The organism is Geodermatophilus sp. CPCC 205506, assembly GCF_051383635.1.
Classification (GTDB): Bacteria; Actinomycetota; Actinomycetes; order Mycobacteriales; family Geodermatophilaceae; genus Geodermatophilus.
Genome location: NZ_JALPKP010000035.1, coordinates 18,102 through 35,096 on the forward strand (window position 1 = coordinate 18,102; position 16,995 = coordinate 35,096).

Consider the following 16,995-nt stretch of genomic DNA (forward strand, 5'->3'; position numbering starts at 1 on the left):
CAACCCGCCGGTCCCGCCCCCGTGGCGGGCCGACCTGGTGCACCAGCCGCTCGACCGCGGCGGCCCGGCCCCGGCGATGAGTTCGGCGCCGCCCGGCCGTCTGCCCGGTGTGACCCGCCCCGGAGCCTCCGCCGTCGCCCGCCGTCGTCCCCGCGTCGCCCACCTCGACGACGTCCGGGACGAGCGGCTGTCCCTCGCCGACCTGCTCGACACCCTCTCCGCCGAGGAGTGGGCCACGCCGTCGCTGTGCGCGGGGTGGACGGTGCACGACGTCGTCGCGCACCTCACCCTGTCGCCGCAGCAGCGGATCTGGCCGACGCTGGTGCGCGTGGCCCGGACCCGGGGCGACTTCGACCGGGCGGAGGCGGAGTGGGCGCGCGAGCGCGCCGCCCGTTACCGGCCCGCCGAGCTCGTCGGGCAGCTGCGCGCGACCGCCGGGGTGGACTCCCGGCTGCGGCTGAGCGGTCCGCTGGACCCGCTGGTCGACATCCTGGTGCACGGCCAGGACGTCGCCCGGCCGCTGTGCCGGCCCCGCGAGGTGCCGGCCCGGCGGGCGCTGCCCGCGCTGCGGCACGTGTGGTCCAGCGCCTTCTACCGCCGGCCCGACCGGCGCTTCCGCGGCCTCCGGCTGGTCGCCACGGACGCGGACTGGTCGGCGGGGGAGGGCTCTCGGGAGGTCCGCGGTCCGGTCGGGGACCTGTTGCTGCTGGCCACCAACCGCCCGGCCGCGCTGCCGGGGCTCACCGGCCCGGGCGTGGCGGAGGCCGCCGCCCGGCTGGCGTGAGTCTCAGCGCGCCGGCGTCGCGGCGGCCGCGGGCGCGAGCACCCGGCCGACGACCACCACGCCGACCCCGGCGAGGACGACGGTCAGCAGGGCCACCCGCAGGCTGCTGGCGTCGGCCAGCACGCCGACCAGCGGCGGGGAGAGCAGGAAGCCGATCCGCAGCAGCCAGTTGATCACCGTCAGCCCCAGGCCGGCGGGCAGCCCGGGGAGCTCGTCGGCGGCGGCGTACACGGCCGGCACCAGCGTCGCCACCCCCAGGCCGGCCAGGGCGAACCCGACCAGCGCGGTCGGGAGGGACGGGAACGCCAGCGCCCCGCCCATCCCGGCGGCGATGAGCGCCCCACCCAGCCGCGCCACCCGGCGCTGCCCGAACCGGTCGACGACGCGGTCGCCGGTGAGCCGCCCGACGGTCATCGCCACGGAGAGGGCCACGAACCCGAGACCGGCCGCGGCCGCGCCGGCCCCCAGCTCGCCGCGCAGGTAGAGCGCGCTCCAGGACGAGCCCGCGTCCTCGACGAAGGCGCCGCACGCCGCCAGCACGCCCAGCGCCGCGAGGGCCGGGAGGGCGTCGCGGCGGCGGAGGCGCCGGCCGTCCACGTGGGTGGCCGGCGGCGTCCGGTCGTCGTCGTCCGGGCCCGGCAGCAGCGCCCGGTACCCGAGCAGCGCCAGGGCGGCCGACACCACCGCCGACCCGGCGAGGTGCACGCCCAGGGGGATGCCCAGCCCGGCCGCGGCCGAGCCGAGCAGGCCGCCCGCGACCGCGCCGATGCTCCAGACGCCGTGGAAGGCGTTGAGGATCGACCGGTCGTAGCGGCGCTGCACCCGCAGACCGTGGGCGTTCTGCGCCACGTCGACGACGGCGTCCAGCGCGCCGGCGACGAGCAGCACGGCGGCCAGCGCCGGCCAGGAGGGAGCGACGGCGGTCCCGGCGACGGCGGCGGCGAGCAGCACCAGCCCGCCGGACGCCACCCGGCCGGAGCCGAGCCGGCGGATCAGCCACGCCGAGGAGAGCGCGGCCAGCAGGGCGCCGAGCGGCAGCGCCGCCAGCGCCGCGCCCAGGGAGCCGTTGGAGAGCCCGAGCCGCTCCTTGACCTCGGGCAACCGCGGCACGAGGTTGGCGTAGAGGACGGCGTTGAGGAAGAAGCACAGGCCGACGGCCAGGCGCGCCCGGCGCAGCGCCGGATCGGCCGACTCCGGGCGGCGCACGCCGAGCCCGCTCACCGCCCGAGGTGCGCGCGGATCGCCGCGACGACCATGCGGTGGTCGTCGAGCTGGGGCAGCCCGGAGACGACGACGGCGCCGACCGGGCCCACCGACCGGACGAGGACGGGGAAGGCGCCGCCGTGCGCGGCGTACCGCGAGGGGTCGAGGCCGAACTCCTCCTCGAACGTGGTGCCGCGTTCGATCGAGGCCTGCCGCACGTAGAGGCTGCTGTGGCCGAAGCGGTGCACCACCCGCGTCTTGCGCTCGATCCACTCGTCGTTGTCGGGGGTCGCGCCGGGAAGGGCCGCGGAGAACAGCCGGTGGCCGTTGCGGACGACCGCGACCGCGACCGGTGCGTCGACCCGGCGGGCGGCCGCGACGAGGGCCGAGCCGAGGTCCCAGGCGTCGTCGTTGGTGAAGCTGGTGAACCGCAGGTCCTGCTCCTCGGCGGCGAGCTCGGCGAGCGGGGGGAAGACGTCGGCCATGCGCCCTTCCTACCCGGGCGGTCCGACCGACTGTCGGCGCGCCCAACGGGTAGGGCTGGGAGCACGGAGCGGGCAGGGGTGGGCCATGGGCATGACCGAACGGCTGGACCGGTACCAGCGGCGCCACCCGGGCGCCGGCTTCCCCATCGCGGTGCTCTACAAGTTCCTCGACGACGACGGCCACTTCCTCGCCGCCCTCATCACCTACTACGGCTTCCTCGCGCTGTTCCCGGTGCTGCTCCTGCTGGCCACCGTCCTCGGCCTGGTGCTGGCCGGGAACCCGGAGCTCCAGGCACAGCTGCTGGACTCCGCGCTGGCCGAGTTCCCCGTCATCGGCGAGCAGCTGGGCACGCCCGAGCGGCTCGGCGGCGGCTTCACCGGCGTGGTGGTCGGCGGTCTCGTCGCGCTCTACGGCGCGCTGGGGCTGGGGCAGGCGATGCAGCACACCATGAACACCGTCTGGTCCGTGCCCCGGCACAGCCGCCCCGACCCGCTCACCTCCCGGGGACGCAGCCTGCTGCTGCTGTGCACCCTCGGCGTGCTGGTGCTGGCCAGCACGGTGCTCTCCGCGGTGGGCAGCGGCGCGGCCGCCTACGGCGGTGGCTTCAGCGGGCTCCTGCACGTGCTGATCACCGTCGTCTCGGTGCTGGTGAACGCCGCGGTCTTCGTGCTCGGCTTCCGGATCACCACCGCCCGCCGGCTCACCGCCCGGCAGGTGCTCCCGGGCGCGCTGGGCGCGGCCGTGCTGTGGCAGCTGCTCCAGTCCTTCGGCGGGGTCTACGTCGCCCGGGTGGTGGCCAACGCCAGCGCCGTCGACGCGGTGTTCGCCCTGGTGCTGGGTCTGATCGCCTTCATCTACCTGGCCTCGACCGCGCTCGTGCTCTGCGCCGAGGTGAACGTCGTCCGCGTCGACCGGCTGCACCCGCGGGCGCTGCTCACCCCGTTCGTCGACCACGACGACCTCACCGAGGGTGACGAGCGGGTCTACTCCGGGGCGGCCCGCGCCCAGCGGGCGGTGCGGCACCAGCGGGTCGACGTCTCGTTCGAGGGGAGGACGGGCGACGCGGACGAGCCGGCCGGCGAGGGGCCCGCGGACGAGGGTGCCGGCGCCGTCGACGAGTCCGGGCCGCGGCGGTGAGCCCGCCCTGGCTCAGACGAAGGTCACGCCGCCGTCGACGACGACCGTCTGCCCGGTGATGAAGCCGCTGTCGCGGGAGCACAGGAACGAGACGGCCGGGCAGAGGTCGCCCGGGACCATGCCGCGCGGCACCGCCCGTCCCTGCGCGGCGGTGGCCACGTAGGACGGGTCGTTGAGGGTGAACGTCGCCTCGGTCTCCACCAGCCCCGGCGCGATCGCGTTCACCGTGATCCCGTCGCGGCCCACCTCGCGGGCCACGCTGCGGGTCAGGGCGATGACCGCGCCCTTGGAGGCGGTGTAGTGCGCGAACCAGGGCACGCCCATGTGCACCGTCGCGGAGGCGATGTTGACGATCCGGCCGTGGCCCTGCGCCTTCATCGCGGGGTGGACCGCGCGCATGCCCAGCCACACCCCGCGGGCGTTGACGGCCAGGACCCGGTCCCACTCGGTGACGGAGATCTCGGTGAACGGGACCTTGGCACCCAGCCCCTGGTAGACCGCCGCGTTGTTGACCAGCGCGTCGACCCGGCCGTGCTGCTCGAGGACGGCGGCGACCAGGCGGGTCCAGGTGGCCTCGTCGCTCACGTCGGTCGGCACGGCGCTCACCGCCCGGCCCTCGGCGGTCAGCTCCTCGACCAGCGGCGCCGCGTCGACGACGTCGGCCACGACGACGGCCGCCCCCTGCCGCGCGAGGGAGCGGGACAGCTCGGCGCCGATGCCGCGGGCGCCGCCGGTGACCACGACCACCGTGCCCGGCTCGACGGTGTTCACCGGTGCCATTCCGCGCGCTGCCCCGCGGCCGCGCCGTCCCGCGCCAGGGCCGCCCGGACCGAGGGGACCACCTCGTCGCGGAACAGCCGCACCGAGTCGAGGACCGGCGCCAGCTCCAGCGACCCCCAGGCGAAGGCGCCGGCGAGGTGGTTGATCTCGCCGATCGACACCGCCTCGGTCACCTGGGCGGCGACCGTCTCCGGCGACCCGACGAACAGCTTGCGCTCGGCGACGAGCCGGTCGAAGTCCACCGGCCCGGTGAAGCGCTCGTCGCCGGCCTTGCGCCACAGGTGCGTGAAGCTCGCGTGGTGGTCGGCGAACGCCGGCCGTGCGAGCGCCAGCGCCTCGTCGTCCGTCGGGGCGACCAGCACGTGGCGCAGCATGCCGAACCGCGGCGTCCGGCCCGGCAGCGCGTACCGGACCCCGCCCCGGGCGGCCGACTCGCGGTACCGCGCGGCGAACACCCGGCTCTGCTCGCGGACGACCTCCAGCGGCGGCGAGGTGAAGGCGAACCCGAACAGGACGTTGTAGCCCTCGTCCCCGAGCCGCGGGATCGAGGCGGCGTTCGACGTCGGGTACCACAGCGGCGGGTGCGGCCGCTGGACGACCGGCACCTGCAGCTCCACCGGCTCCGCCGCCGACCCGCTCGACGACGGCCGGCGGAACACCCCGGTCTCCAGCGCCGCCACCACCGCGGGGAAGAACTCCTCGAACCGCTGCGCGGTGTCCTCCCTCGTCAGCCCGTACATGGCCGCCTCGATCGGCGAGGAGCCCTTGCCGACGCCGACGTCGAGCCGGCCGTGGCTGAGCTGGTCGAGCATGCAGATCTCCTGCACCAGCCGCAGCGGGTCGTAGAGCGGGACGATGAACGTCGTCGGCGCGAGCCGGATCCGCTCGGTGACCCGCGCCGCGGCCGCGAGGAACACCGCCGGCGAGGGGGAGAGCCCCAGCGGCGTGCCGTGGTGCTCGGCCAGGTGGTAGGTGCTGAAGCCGCCGCCGCGGTCGGCCTCGGCGAGCACCCGCAGCCGGTCGTCGTAGACCTCCGCCACCGACCGTCCCGGGCGGGCGTCCACCCAGTCGAAGAGCCCGAACTCCAGGTCCACCCCGTCGCTCACGACCGCTCCTCCGCTCCTGGGGCGGCGTGCTGCGGGGTCGGTCGGTGCATGCGGTCCTCCTCGTCGGGGCCGGCGGGCGGCCCGCCCAGTCAGCCGCAGCCGCCGCCGTCCGGCAACCGCGCCGGGGGAGCTCGCCGCCCTGGCCGCCGGCACCGGCACGAACCGCGGATGTGACCTGGGTCTCCGTTTGACGGCGCCGGACGACGGCGGGAGGCTGCGGTCGTACCGAAGCCGGAGACCACGGTCACATCCAGGGACCGCCTCCGACCTGGCACGATTCGGCGGGACGCCCGTCGCTGGAGGAGGCTCCGTGACAGCCACACAACCCCGCCCGACGCGGGCAGGGGACAAGCTGGAGGGCCGGGTCGCGTTCGTGACCGGCGGCACCCGGGGGATCGGCGCGGCGATCTGCCGCAGCTTCGCGGGGCAGGGCGCGGCGATCGCGGCCGGCTACAGCGGCAACCAGCAGGCCGCCGAGCAGTTCTGCAAGGACATCGGCTCCAGCCACCCGGACAGCCGCACGACGGTCCACCGGGGCGACATCGGGTCGGCCGAGGACTGCCGGCGCACCATCGCCGAGGTGATCGAGCAGCACGGCCGGCTCGACATCCTGGTCAACAACGCCGGCATCACCGCCGACAAGACCGTCCTCAAGATGACCGACGACGACTGGCGCCGGGTCATCGACGTCAACCTGTCCGGGGCCTTCTACCTCTCGCAGGCGGCGCTGGAGCACATGCTCGACCGCGGCACCGGGCGGATCGTCATGGTCTCCTCGGTCATCGGCGAGACCGGCGGCATCGGTCAGGCCAACTACTCGTCGGCCAAGGCCGGCCTGTTCGGGCTGACGAAGACCCTCGCCCGCGAGGCCGCGATGCAGGTCCAGCGGAAGGGTCTCACCGACGGCATCGGCGTCACGATCAACGCCGTCACCCCGGGATACACGGCGACCGAGATGCTCGAGACCGTTCCCGAGAAGGTGCTCGACGGCCTGAAGGCCAGGATCCCGCTGGGCCGGCTCGGCCTGCCGGAGGAGGTGGCCCGGGTGGTGCACTTCCTGTCCGCGGACGCCTCCGGCTACATCACCGGCCAGGTCTGGGGCGTCAACGGGGGCCTGGACATGTAGCCGGGCCGGGCGCCGTCTCGCCGACGGCAGCCCCGCCGACCGAACCGACTCAGGAGGGGTGCCCCCAGGTGTTCAGCCGCATCGCCGTCGTCAACCGGGGCGAGCCCGCCATGCGGCTCGTCCGTGCCGTCCGGGAGCTCGATGCCGAGCACGGGACACGGACCCGGGTGATCGCCCTCTACACCGAGGCCGAGCGGCGGGCAGGTTTCGTGCGCGCCGCCGACGAGGGCGTCCTGCTGCGCGAGACCGGCGCCGGCAACCCCTACCTCGACCACCAGGAACTGGCCCGGGCGCTGCGCACCAGCGGCGCCGACGCGGCGTGGGTCGGCTGGGGCTTCGTCGCCGAGGACCCGGCGTTCGCCGAGCTGTGCGCCGAGCTCGGCGTCACCTTCATCGGTCCGCCCCCGGAGTCGATGCGGCTGCTCGGGGCCAAGATCGAGGCCAAGGTGCTGGCCGAGAAGACCGGCGTGCCGGTGGCTCCGTGGAGCGGCGGTGCGGTCGAGACGCTGGACGACGGCCGCCGGCACGCGAGCACCATCGGCTACCCGCTGATCGTCAAGGCGCGCAGCGGCGGCGGTGGCCGCGGGATCCGCGTGGTCCGGTCCGAGGCGGAGCTGGAGGAGGCGCTCACCCGCACCCAGGGCGAGGCGCAGCGCACCTTCGGCGACCCGGTCGTGTTCATGGAGCGGCTGGTCGAGGGCGGCCGGCACGTCGAGGTGCAGGTCATCGCCGACCAGCACGGCACGGTGTGGGCTCCGGGCGTGCGGGACTGCTCGGTGCAGCGCCGCAACCAGAAGGTGCTGGAGGAGTCGAGCTCGCCGGCGCTGCGACCGGAGCAGTCGGCCGCGCTGAAGTCGTCGGCGACGGCGCTGGTCAAGGCGGCCGGCTACGTCGGGGCCGGCACGGTGGAGTTCCTCTACCAGCCGGAGGAGGAGCTGTTCACCTTCCTCGAGGTGAACACCCGGCTGCAGGTCGAGCACCCGGTGACCGAGGAGGTCACCGGCCTGGACATCGTCAAGCTGCAGCTGCACGTCGCCGCCGGTGGCCGGCTCGAGGGCGAGCCGCCGCAGGAGAACGGCCACGCGATCGAGGTGCGGCTCAACGCCGAGGACGCCGAGGCCGGCTTCGCCCCCGCGCCCGGCCGGGTGGAGCTGATGCGGCTGCCCACCGGTCCGGGGATCCGGGTGGACACGGGCATCGGCGTCGGCGACGTCATCCCGCCGGCCTACGACTCGATGGTCGCCAAGGTGATCGCCTGGGGCCGGGACCGGCCCGAGGCGCTGGCCCGGCTGCGCTGCGCCCTGCGGGAGACCACCGTCGTCCTCAGCGGCGGCACCACGACCAAGTCCTTCCTGATCGACCTGCTCGACCGTCCCGAGGTCGTCTCCGGTACCGCCGACACCGGCTGGCTGGACCGGACCGGGACCACCGGCGCGACCGAGCCCGCCGAGACGGCGTGGGTCGCCCTGGCGCAGGTGGCCATCGACGTCTCCGACGCCGACGAGTCCTGGGAGCGGGCGGCCTTCCTGGCCTCGGCGCGCGGCGGTCGGCCGCGGGCACCGCACGAGGTCGGCCGCACCCTGGAGCTCGGCTACCGCGGCCAGGTCTACCGGCTGTCGGTCGCGCGGCTCGGCGGGGACCACTACCGCGTCGGGCTCGAGGGCCGGCACGTCGACGTCGAGGTGGACCGCCTCGGTCCGCTGGAGAGCCGGCTGCGGATCGGCGACCGGCGGTTCACCGTCGTGTCGGTGACCGCGCCCGGCTCGCACCTGGTCGAGGTGGACGGGGTCACCCACCGGGTCGGCCGGGACGCCGGCGGCACGGTGCGCGCCCCCGCGCCCGCGGTGGTCGTCGCCCTCCGTGTCCAGGCGGGGGAGGACGTCGAGGCCGGCCAGACGGTCGCCGTTCTCGAGAGCATGAAGATGGAGACCGCCGTGCACGCGCCCTTCGCCGGGCGGGTGCGCGAGGTGCTGGCCGCGGTCAACGCGCAGGTCGACGCCGGCGCCGGGCTGCTCAGCCTGGACCGCGCCACCGAGGACGTCGCCGAGGTCACCGGCGAGCGGGTGACCTTCCCCGAGGGGGACGCCGTCGCGCGCGGGGGCGAGCCGCGGGAGCGCGCGCTGGACCTGCTCGGTGCGCTCCAGGCGCTGATCACCGGCTACGACGTCAGCCGCGGGCACGCCCGCCAGCTGGTCGAGGAGTACGGCCGGGTGCGCGGCGAGCTGCCGGTGGACGACCCCGACCTGCTGCACCGCGAGCTGGAGGTGCTCACCACCTTCGCCGACCTCGCCGAGCTGTCCCGCAACCGGCCGGCCAGCGAGGAGGAGGAGGCCGACGCGCAGGTGCACAGCCCGCGCGAGTACTTCCACGCCTACCTGCACTCGCTGGACGTCGAGCGCGAGGGGCTGCCGGAGAGCTTCCGCGGCCGACTGGGCCGCGGCCTGCGGCACTACGGGGTCGAGGACCTGGAGCCCGGCCCGGCCCTCCAGGAGGCGGTGCACCGGATCTTCCTGGCCCAGCAGCGGATCAACGACCAGCTGCCCTCGGTCCTCGCGCTGCTGGACCGCTGGCTGACCGCGCAGGCGATGCCGCCGGACCCGCTGCGGTCGGAGGTGGGGGAGGTGCTCGACCGGCTGGTCGTCGCCACCCAGCTGCGCTACCCCGCCGTCGGCGACCTGGCCCGCGCCGTCCGGTTCCGCCACTTCGAGGAGCCGGTGGTCCGCCAGGCGCGCCAGGAGGTGCTCGACGAGGCCGACCGGCTGCTCGCCGACGTCGAGGCCGCCGGAGCGCCCGGCCAGGGGATGGACCGGATCGAGGCGCTGGTCGCCAGCCCGGAGCCGCTCATCAGCCTGCTGGCCCAGCGGTTCGGTCGCGCCACCACCGTCCCGGACCCGGTGCTCGAGGTGCTGACCCGCCGCTACTACCGCAGCCGCGACCTGCAGGGCGTGCGCACCTTCCTGGTCGACGGGCTGTCCTGCGTGGCCGCCGACTACGAGCTGGCCGGCGCCCATCTGCACCTGCTCGCGGTCATGCTGGAGCGGTCGGACCTGCCGGCCGCCCTGGAGCCCCTGACCGCGACCGTCGCCGGCGTCGCCGACCCGGCCAACCTGGTGGTGGATCTCTACCTCTCCTGGCCGGACCGCCCGGCCGACCCCGATGCGGTCTCCGAGGAGCTGCGCGGGCTGCTGGAGGGCGCCCCGCTGCTGTGCAGCGGGCGCCGGGTCACGGTGAGCGTCTGCACCCCCGACGGCGACATCGAGACGGTCACCTTCCGGCCCACCGGGGACGGCGGGCTGGCCGAGGAGCGGATCATCCGCGGGCTGCACCCGCTGACCGCCCAGCGGCTCAACATGTGGCGGCTCAAGAACTTCGACGGTGAGCGGCTGCCCTCGCCCGAGGACACCTTCCTGCTGCACGTGCGGGCCAAGGAGAACCCGGCCGACGAGCGGCTGATCGCGATGGCCGAGGTCCGGGACGTGACCCCCGTGCGCGACCCGTCCGGCGAGGTGGTCGGCTACCCGACCTTCGAGCGGCAGCTGACCGCCTGCCTGGAGGGGCTGCGCCGCGCCCAGGCCGAGCGCCCGTCACGCCGGCGGCTGGAGCACAACCGGATCTTCCTCTACGCCTGGCCCTCCATCGAGGTGCCGCTGGCGCAGCTGGCCGGCTTCGCCGCGTCCGCCGCGCCGCTGACCGTGGGCGCCGGTCTGGAGGAGGTCGTGCTGCTCGCGCGGCTGCAGGAGCAGGAGAGCGGGCCGCCGCGGGAGGTGGCGCTGCGCTTCTCGCACCAGCCGGGCACCGGCGTGCAGATGCGGGTCACCGACCGTCCCACCGAGCCGATGCGGCCGCTGGACGCCTACACCGAGAAGGTGCTCCGCTCCCGCGCCCGCGGCACCGTCTACCCGTACGAGCTGGCCTCGTTGCTGGCCGGGCCGCGCGGCACCTTCGTCGAGCACGACCTCGACGACACCGGCCGGCTGGTCCCGGTGGACCGCGCCCCGGGCAACAACAAGGCGGGCCTCGTCGCCGGTGTGGTGAGCACGCCGACCGAGCGCTACCCGGAGGGCGTCACCCGGGTGGTGCTCATGGGCGACCCCACGAAGCAGCTGGGCACCGTCTCCGAGCCCGAGTGCCACCGCGTCGTCGCCGCCCTCGACCTCGCCGAGGAGCGCGGCATCCCGGTCGAGTGGTTCGCGCTCTCCTCCGGTGCGCGCATCTCGATGGACAGCGGCACCGAGAACATGGACTGGGTCTCCCGCGCGCTGCGCCGGATCATCGAGTTCACCCAGGCCGGCGGCGAGATCAACGTCGTCGTCGCGGGCATCAACGTCGGGGCGCAGCCGTACTGGAACGCCGAGGCCACGATGCTCATGCACACCAAGGGCATCCTGGTGATGACGCCGGACAGCGCGATGGTGCTCACCGGCAAGCACTCCCTCGACTACTCCGGCGGTGTCTCGGCCGAGGACAACTTCGGCATCGGCGGCTACGACCGGGTCATGGGTCCCAATGGGCAGGCGCAGTACTGGGCGCCCAACCTCACCGCGGCCCACGACCTGCTTGTCCAGCACTACGAGCACACCTACCGGGCGCCCGGGGAGCGGTGGGCCCGGCCGGCGCCGACCAGCGATCCCCGCGACCGCGACGTGCGGGACTTCCCGCACGAGCACCCGGCGAGCGACTTCACCACCGTCGGGGACATCTTCTCGCCGGTGACCAATCCCGACCGGAAGAAGCCCTTCGACATCCGGACGGTCATGCGCGCCGTCGCCGACGCCGACCACCCGACGCTGGAGCGGTGGGCCGGCATGGCCGACGCCGACACCTCGGTCGTCTTCGACGCCCACCTGGCCGGTCACCCGGTGACCATCCTGGGCATCGAGTCGCACCCGATCCCGCGGCGCGGCGCTTACCCGGCGGACGGACCGGACCAGTGGACGGCGGGCACGCTGTTCCCCAAGTCGTCGAAGAAGACCGCGCGGGCCATCAACGCCACCAGCGGCAACCGGCCGCTGGTCGTGCTGGCCAACCTGTCCGGCTTCGACGGCTCCCCGGAGTCGCTGCGCAACGTGCAGCTGGAGTACGGCGCCGAGATCGGCCGGGCGATGGTCAACTTCGACGGCCCGATCGTCTTCTGCGTGGTGTCCCGCTACCACGGCGGCGCCTTCGTGGTCTTCTCCGGCGTCCTCAACGAGAGCATCGAGGTGCTGGCCGTCGAGGGCTCGTACGCCTCCGTCCTCGGCGGTGCGCCCGCCGCCGCGGTCGTCTTCACCCGTGACGTCGACCAGCGCACCGCCAAGGACCCCCGCGTGCAGGAGCTGGAGGCCGCGATCGCCGCCGCCGAGGGAGTCGAGGCGGCCCACCTCCGGGTCGAGCTGGCCGCGCTGCGCGCCACCGTCCGCTCGGAGAAGTTGGGCGAGGTCGCCGCGGAGTTCGAGGCGATCCACAACATCGAACGGGCCCGGCAGGTGGGGTCCGTGCACGCGATCATCCCCGCCGCCGAGCTGCGCCCCCGCCTGATCGACGCCGTGGTGCGGGGGATCGAGCGCGCCGGCGGGTGACCGTCTGCGCACTGTCGAGAGGACCTGAAGTGAACGCGTTCGTCCTGAACCGGCACGGCCGCATGGTGTTCCCGTCCAACATCGTCCCGGAGCTGGACTTCTCGACGGTGGAGACGCTGGAGCAGCTCGACGACGTCATCCGGCGCGACTTCGAGACCAAGGCGCCGAGCGGCACCGACATCCTGGAGAAGGTCCGGACCGGCGGCTACGCCACGCGCTACGCGCTCATGCGCGACCTCGCGCTCAACCTGTTCTGGGCCAACCGCTTCTCGATCACCATGTACGAGAAGCGGCCCATGCGGTGGGCCGACGTCCCGCGCAACCGGCCCGACGTGTTCCTGCCGGTCGTGGAGCCGTGGGAGGAGGGGGAGACGAAGGTCGCCGCCGTGCAGGAGGCCTACCCGACCCTGCCGGCGCAGTGGGACGCCGAGGTCGAGGACCGCATCTTCGGCGTCCTGTTCGACGTCTTCGCCAACCGCAAGCACCACGCGACGACGCTGCCGGCGATCAAGCCGACGGTCGCGGAGTTCCTGGACAAGCCGGGCAGTCTCACCTTCCGGCTGCCGAGCTACGACCCCGACTACCCGGTCTACGACTACCGCGACATCCTCGACTGCGACGAGGACGTGCCCGAGCTGGAGTCGCTGCACCGCTGGGCCATGGTGCTGCACAACCAGTACCCCTGGGACCGCGCCCAGCTGGAGCTGGCCGACGCCGGCCAGCTCTCCGACGACGACTACGTCGTCGTGTTCACCCCCCGGGACAAGTCGGTCCGCGACTTCCTCCGCCGGCTCGACGACGGTGCCCAGCCCCGCGGGGCCGCGCAGCCGCGGGAGTCGCGCCAGCCGATCCGCCCCTACCGCGAGATCGACGTCCGCCGGGACTTCCGCGTCATGCCGCGCCTGGAGGCGCTGTCCGCGGTGCACGGCGACCAGGTCTGCAGCAACGACGACCTGATCCGGAACACCGCCTACAACTGGTCGCCGATGAGCGCCGAGGAGATCCTGACCAAGACCGGGATCGAGCAGCGCCGGTACAGCTCCGTCAGCCTCGAGGAGCTGGCGCTGCAGGCCGCGGAGGCTGCGCTGGCGAAGGCCGGCCGCGAACCGGAGGAGATCGGCGCGGTGCTCGTGTGCACCTGCACCAGCTCCCGGCTGATCCCGTCGCTGGCCACCTACCTCTGCGGTCAGCTGGGGATGTACCAGGTCGCCGCGGCCTACGACATCATCGCCGCCTGCGCCGGCATGCCCTACGGGCTGGCGGAGGCGACCCGGCTGCTCCAGGAGGTGGAGCGGCCGGTGCTCGTGGTCTGCGTGGAGAAGTTCTCCGACAAGATCGGGAACGTCCGCACCTCGCGGATGATCTTCGGGGACGGCGCGTCGGGGATGGTCGTCGGCGTCGCGCCCGACGGCGAGGAGCCCGACCTGCTGGTCATGAAGACCTACGCCAGCGGCCCGGCCAGCCAGGTCAACTCGATCCTGTGGCCGAACCCCGAGTTCGACAACAACATCACCGTCTTCGGCCCGGAGGTGAAGGCGCTGGCCGGCCGCTACCTCGCGCAGATGATCGAGGAGCTCTCGGCGCTGCCCGACCCCGACGGGCGGGCCGGCTCGCTCATGGAGAGCGTCGACCTGATCGTCCCGCACCAGGCCAACAAGACGATGGTCATCCAGCTGGCCGAGCGGGCCGGGCTGACCGCCGACCAGCTCTACTTCAACATCGAGCAGGTCGGCAACACCTCGTCGGCGAGCATCCCGCTGGCCATCCACGACGCGGTGCGCGACGGCGTCCTCTCCGAGCCGCAGCGGATCTTCGCGCCCGGCTTCGGCGCCGGCGCCGTCGCCGGCTACTCGATCATGCGCCTGGACCCCGCGGTGGTGGCGGTGCAGACGCCGTCCGCGCCCGGGGCCGCGGCCGAGCAGCCGAGCGTGCCCGGCGCCCCCGAGGCGCCGGGGGACCGGCCGGCGGCCTCCGACGACGTGCAGACCGCCTTCGGCTGACCCGCCGCGGGCCGACGGGGAGGAGTGGCGATGGCGGGCCGGCCGGCCGAGGGAGACACCGCCGACAACGAACGCCTGCTGGAGGACCACCGGGACGGCGCGCCCGTCGTGCCGTACCGGGCCCTGTGGGGCGTGCTCCTGCTGGGCTGGGTGGTCAGCTACGCCGACCGGACGGTGACCGGCCCGGTCATCGCCTGGATGATCGAGACCGAGTCGGGGTTCATCGGCGACGCCAGCAACCCGGCGACCGTCGGCGGCCTGGTCGGCTCGATGTTCTTCCTCGGTTACATGCTCACCCAGTACCCGGGCGGTCGGCTCGGGGACCGGTACGGCCACCGCGAGATGATCATCGTCTCGCTGCTGGCCGCGGCGGTGCTCACCGTCGTCTCCGGCCTGATGACCGGGCTGGTGGCGTTCGTCGCCGCGCGCGTGCTCACCGGCCTGGGCGAGGGCGTCTTCTACTCCAACGACCGCACGCTGATCATCAACCACACCCCGGTGGCCAAGCGCACCCTCGGCCTCGGCGTGGTGATCACCGGGCTGTCGATCGGCCTGACGCTCGGCATCGTCCTCACGCCGGTCCTCATCGACTGGGGCACGGCCCTGGGCCTGGGGGACGGCGCGTGGCGGATGCCGTTCTTCGTCTTCGCCGCCGGCACGTTCGTCGTCGTCACGATCGCCTTCGCGTTCTTCCGGGCCCGGCTCGGCGGGGCGATGCGGCTGGGCGCACCGTTCGCGCAGCTGGCGCTGTTCTCCGCGCCCACGTTCGTCGTCATCGTCGCGCTGTTCCTGCTGGCCGACAGCCTCGAGTGGCCCGAGTGGGCGACGGCGACCATCGCCTCGGTCATCGCGCTGGTCTACATCGCGGTCATCGTGCGCAGCGTCCAGCGCTCCGGCCGCGGTGCGGCCCTGCTGAACCGCAACATGTGGCTGATCTACGTCGCCTACATCGCGATCCTGTGGAACCTGTGGTTCTTCAGCTTCTGGTCGGTGCAGATCGTCCGGGAGGCGGCGGAGAGCAGCCTGCTCGCCGCCGCGCTCACCGCGGCCTTCAACGCGGGGGCGGGCATCCTCGGCTTCCCGGTCGGTGGCTGGCTGGCCGACCGCGCCATCCGGTCGGGCCGGGGGCGCAAGCCGCTGGCGCTGGTGTGCACCGCCGTCTACTCGGTGCTCGTCCTGGCCTTCGGCTGGAGCATCTCCGGCGGGCGGGAGCCCTCGCTGGCCCTGCTGGGCCTGCTGCTGTTCTGCTCCGGCGTGTTCTTCAACGCGCTGCAGCCGATCGTGCAGGGGATGACCGGTGACCTGGTCCCCGCGACCGAGCGCGGCGCGGCCTTCGGGATGCTCAACCTCGTCTCCGAGATCGGCGCCGTCCTCAGCCCGGTGGTCAGCGGCATCCTCCGCGACGCCACGGGCAGCTGGGCCAGCGGCGTGTACCTCGCCGCCGGGATCATGATCGTCTCCTTCTTCCTCTACGCGATGGTGCGAGAGGCGCCGGCGCACCACGAGGACCCCATCCCCGCCTGAGCCGTTCCCTGGAGGACCCGATGTCGCACCCCGCCCAGCCCGGGGCGGCCACGCCCCACGCCGGCTTCCGGCACTTCCCGTCCAACGCCTGGTACGCCGCGGCGTGGGACCACGAGGTCGGCCGCAACCTGATGCCCAAGACCGTCGCCAACCGGCCGATCGTCTTCTACCGCACCGCCGGCGGCCGCGCCGTCGCCCTCGCCGACGCCTGCTGGCACCGCCTGGCGCCGCTGTCGATGGGCAAGCTGCGCGGCGACGACGAGGTCATGTGCGGTTACCACGGCATCTGCTACGACGCCGACGGCCGCGCCACCTTCATGCCGGCGCAGGAGACGATCAACCCCAGCGCCACCGTGCACTCCTACCCGGTGGTCGAGCGGCACCGCTACGTGTGGGTGTGGCCCGGCGACCCGGCGCTCGCCGACCCGGACCTCGTCCCCGACCTGCACATGAACGACCACCCCGAGTGGGCCGGCGACGGCAAGACGATCCACGTCAACTGCAGCTACCAGCTGATCATCGACAACCTCATGGACCTCACCCACGAGCAGTTCGTGCACGGGTCGAGCATCGGCCACGACGCGCTGTCGGAGTCCGACTTCGAGGTCACCCACGACGCCCGGACGGTGACGGTGACCAAGTGGATGCTCGGCATCGACGCGCCGCCGTTCTGGAAGCGCAACCTGCAGGACCGGTTCCCCGACTACGAGGGCCCGGTCGACCGCTGGCAGATCATCCACTACACCGCGCCGTCGACCGTGGCGATCGACGTCGGGGTGGCCAAAGCCGGAACCGGCGCCCCCGACGGCGACCGCAGCCAGGGCGTCACCGGCACGGTCATCAACACGATGACCCCGGAGACCGACAGCACCTGCTTCTACCTGTGGGCCTTCGCCCGCGACTGGTGCCTGGACAAGCAGGTCATCACCACCCGGCTGCGCGAGGGGGTGTCCGGCGTCTTCTTCGAGGACGAGGTGATGCTCGAGGCGCAGCAGCGCGGGATCGAGGCCAACCCCGGCTACGACTTCTACAACCTCAACATCGACGCCGGCAGCATGTGGACCCGTCGGATCGTGCAGCGGATGATCGACGCCGAGTCCGGCTCGGACGCGTCGCCGCCGAGCGAGACCTCCGGCGACGCCGCGGTGGCGATGGGCGCGGTGACCGGCGCGGCCAACGAGGCGCACCGCGAGGAGGGCACCGGGATGGCCGCCGAGGTGGCCGGCGGCATCGCCGGGCACCGCGAGCAGCCGACGGTGGGTCTCATGGGCCGCGGGCTGTAGGGCGGCGA

Annotated in this window: 11 protein-coding genes; 7 read left to right on the forward strand and 4 right to left on the reverse strand. The window is 73.9% G+C overall.

The genetic code is table 11. The features are described from left to right. The first annotated feature begins 109 nt into the window (after nucleotides 1-109). A complete protein-coding gene (locus tag MY520_RS18990) occupies nucleotides 110-784 on the forward strand; it encodes a maleylpyruvate isomerase family mycothiol-dependent enzyme (RefSeq protein ID WP_436694123.1) in 675 nt (224 codons plus the stop codon). A 3-nt stretch (nucleotides 785-787) separates the two neighbouring features. Here the strand turns inward: MY520_RS18990 and MY520_RS18995 are convergent, their stop codons facing one another. After that, complete coding sequence (locus tag MY520_RS18995) at nucleotides 788-2,005, reverse strand: MFS transporter (RefSeq protein ID WP_436694124.1); 1,218 nt, start codon at nucleotides 2,003-2,005, stop codon at nucleotides 788-790. Next, nucleotides 2,002-2,472: a heme-degrading domain-containing protein gene (locus MY520_RS19000; protein WP_436694125.1), complete on the reverse strand. Its 471-nt coding sequence runs from the start codon at nucleotides 2,470-2,472 to the stop codon at nucleotides 2,002-2,004. The genes MY520_RS18995 and MY520_RS19000 overlap by 4 nt, the downstream gene beginning before the upstream one ends. Before the next feature lie 91 nt (nucleotides 2,473-2,563). On the opposite strand from MY520_RS19000, the gene MY520_RS19005 reads away from it, so the two are divergent. Beyond that, nucleotides 2,564-3,610: a YihY/virulence factor BrkB family protein gene (locus MY520_RS19005; RefSeq protein ID WP_436694126.1), complete on the forward strand. Its 1,047-nt coding sequence runs from the start codon at nucleotides 2,564-2,566 to the stop codon at nucleotides 3,608-3,610. A 12-nt stretch (nucleotides 3,611-3,622) separates the two neighbouring features. On the opposite strand, the gene MY520_RS19010 is transcribed toward MY520_RS19005, so the two are convergent. Continuing rightward, on the reverse strand, nucleotides 3,623-4,381 hold the full coding sequence (locus MY520_RS19010; protein WP_436694127.1) for an SDR family NAD(P)-dependent oxidoreductase: 759 nt from the start codon (nucleotides 4,379-4,381) through the stop codon (nucleotides 3,623-3,625). After that, nucleotides 4,378-5,496, reverse strand: a complete 1,119-nt coding sequence (locus MY520_RS19015) for an LLM class flavin-dependent oxidoreductase (protein WP_436694128.1) — start codon at nucleotides 5,494-5,496, stop codon at nucleotides 4,378-4,380. Before MY520_RS19015 ends, MY520_RS19010 begins: the two co-directional genes overlap by 4 nt. Before the next feature lie 310 nt (nucleotides 5,497-5,806). Here MY520_RS19015 and MY520_RS19020 point away from each other — a divergent pair, with 310 nt between their 5' ends. The 5 genes from MY520_RS19020 (at nucleotide 5,807) to MY520_RS19040 (ending at nucleotide 16,987) form a co-directional block, all read left to right on the forward strand. Beyond that, the gene (locus MY520_RS19020; RefSeq protein WP_436694129.1) at nucleotides 5,807-6,622 is read left to right on the forward strand and encodes a 3-oxoacyl-ACP reductase family protein; all 816 of its coding nucleotides are present in this window, start codon (nucleotides 5,807-5,809) and stop codon (nucleotides 6,620-6,622) included. Between the two features lie 68 nt (nucleotides 6,623-6,690). Further along, nucleotides 6,691-12,180, forward strand: coding sequence for a carboxyl transferase domain-containing protein (locus MY520_RS19025; RefSeq protein WP_436694130.1), 5,490 nt, complete (start codon nucleotides 6,691-6,693; stop codon nucleotides 12,178-12,180). A gap of 29 nt (nucleotides 12,181-12,209) precedes the next feature. Beyond that, the gene (locus tag MY520_RS19030; protein ID WP_436694131.1) at nucleotides 12,210-14,180 is read left to right on the forward strand and encodes a 3-oxoacyl-ACP synthase III family protein; all 1,971 of its coding nucleotides are present in this window, start codon (nucleotides 12,210-12,212) and stop codon (nucleotides 14,178-14,180) included. A gap of 30 nt (nucleotides 14,181-14,210) precedes the next feature. Continuing rightward, nucleotides 14,211-15,704, forward strand: a complete 1,494-nt coding sequence (locus MY520_RS19035) for an MFS transporter (protein ID WP_436694132.1) — start codon at nucleotides 14,211-14,213, stop codon at nucleotides 15,702-15,704. A 20-nt stretch (nucleotides 15,705-15,724) separates the two neighbouring features. After that, nucleotides 15,725-16,987 (forward strand): aromatic ring-hydroxylating dioxygenase subunit alpha, encoded by a 1,263-nt coding sequence (locus MY520_RS19040; RefSeq protein ID WP_436694133.1) that lies wholly within the window; start codon nucleotides 15,725-15,727, stop codon nucleotides 16,985-16,987. The last annotated feature ends 8 nt before the right edge of the window (nucleotides 16,988-16,995 follow it).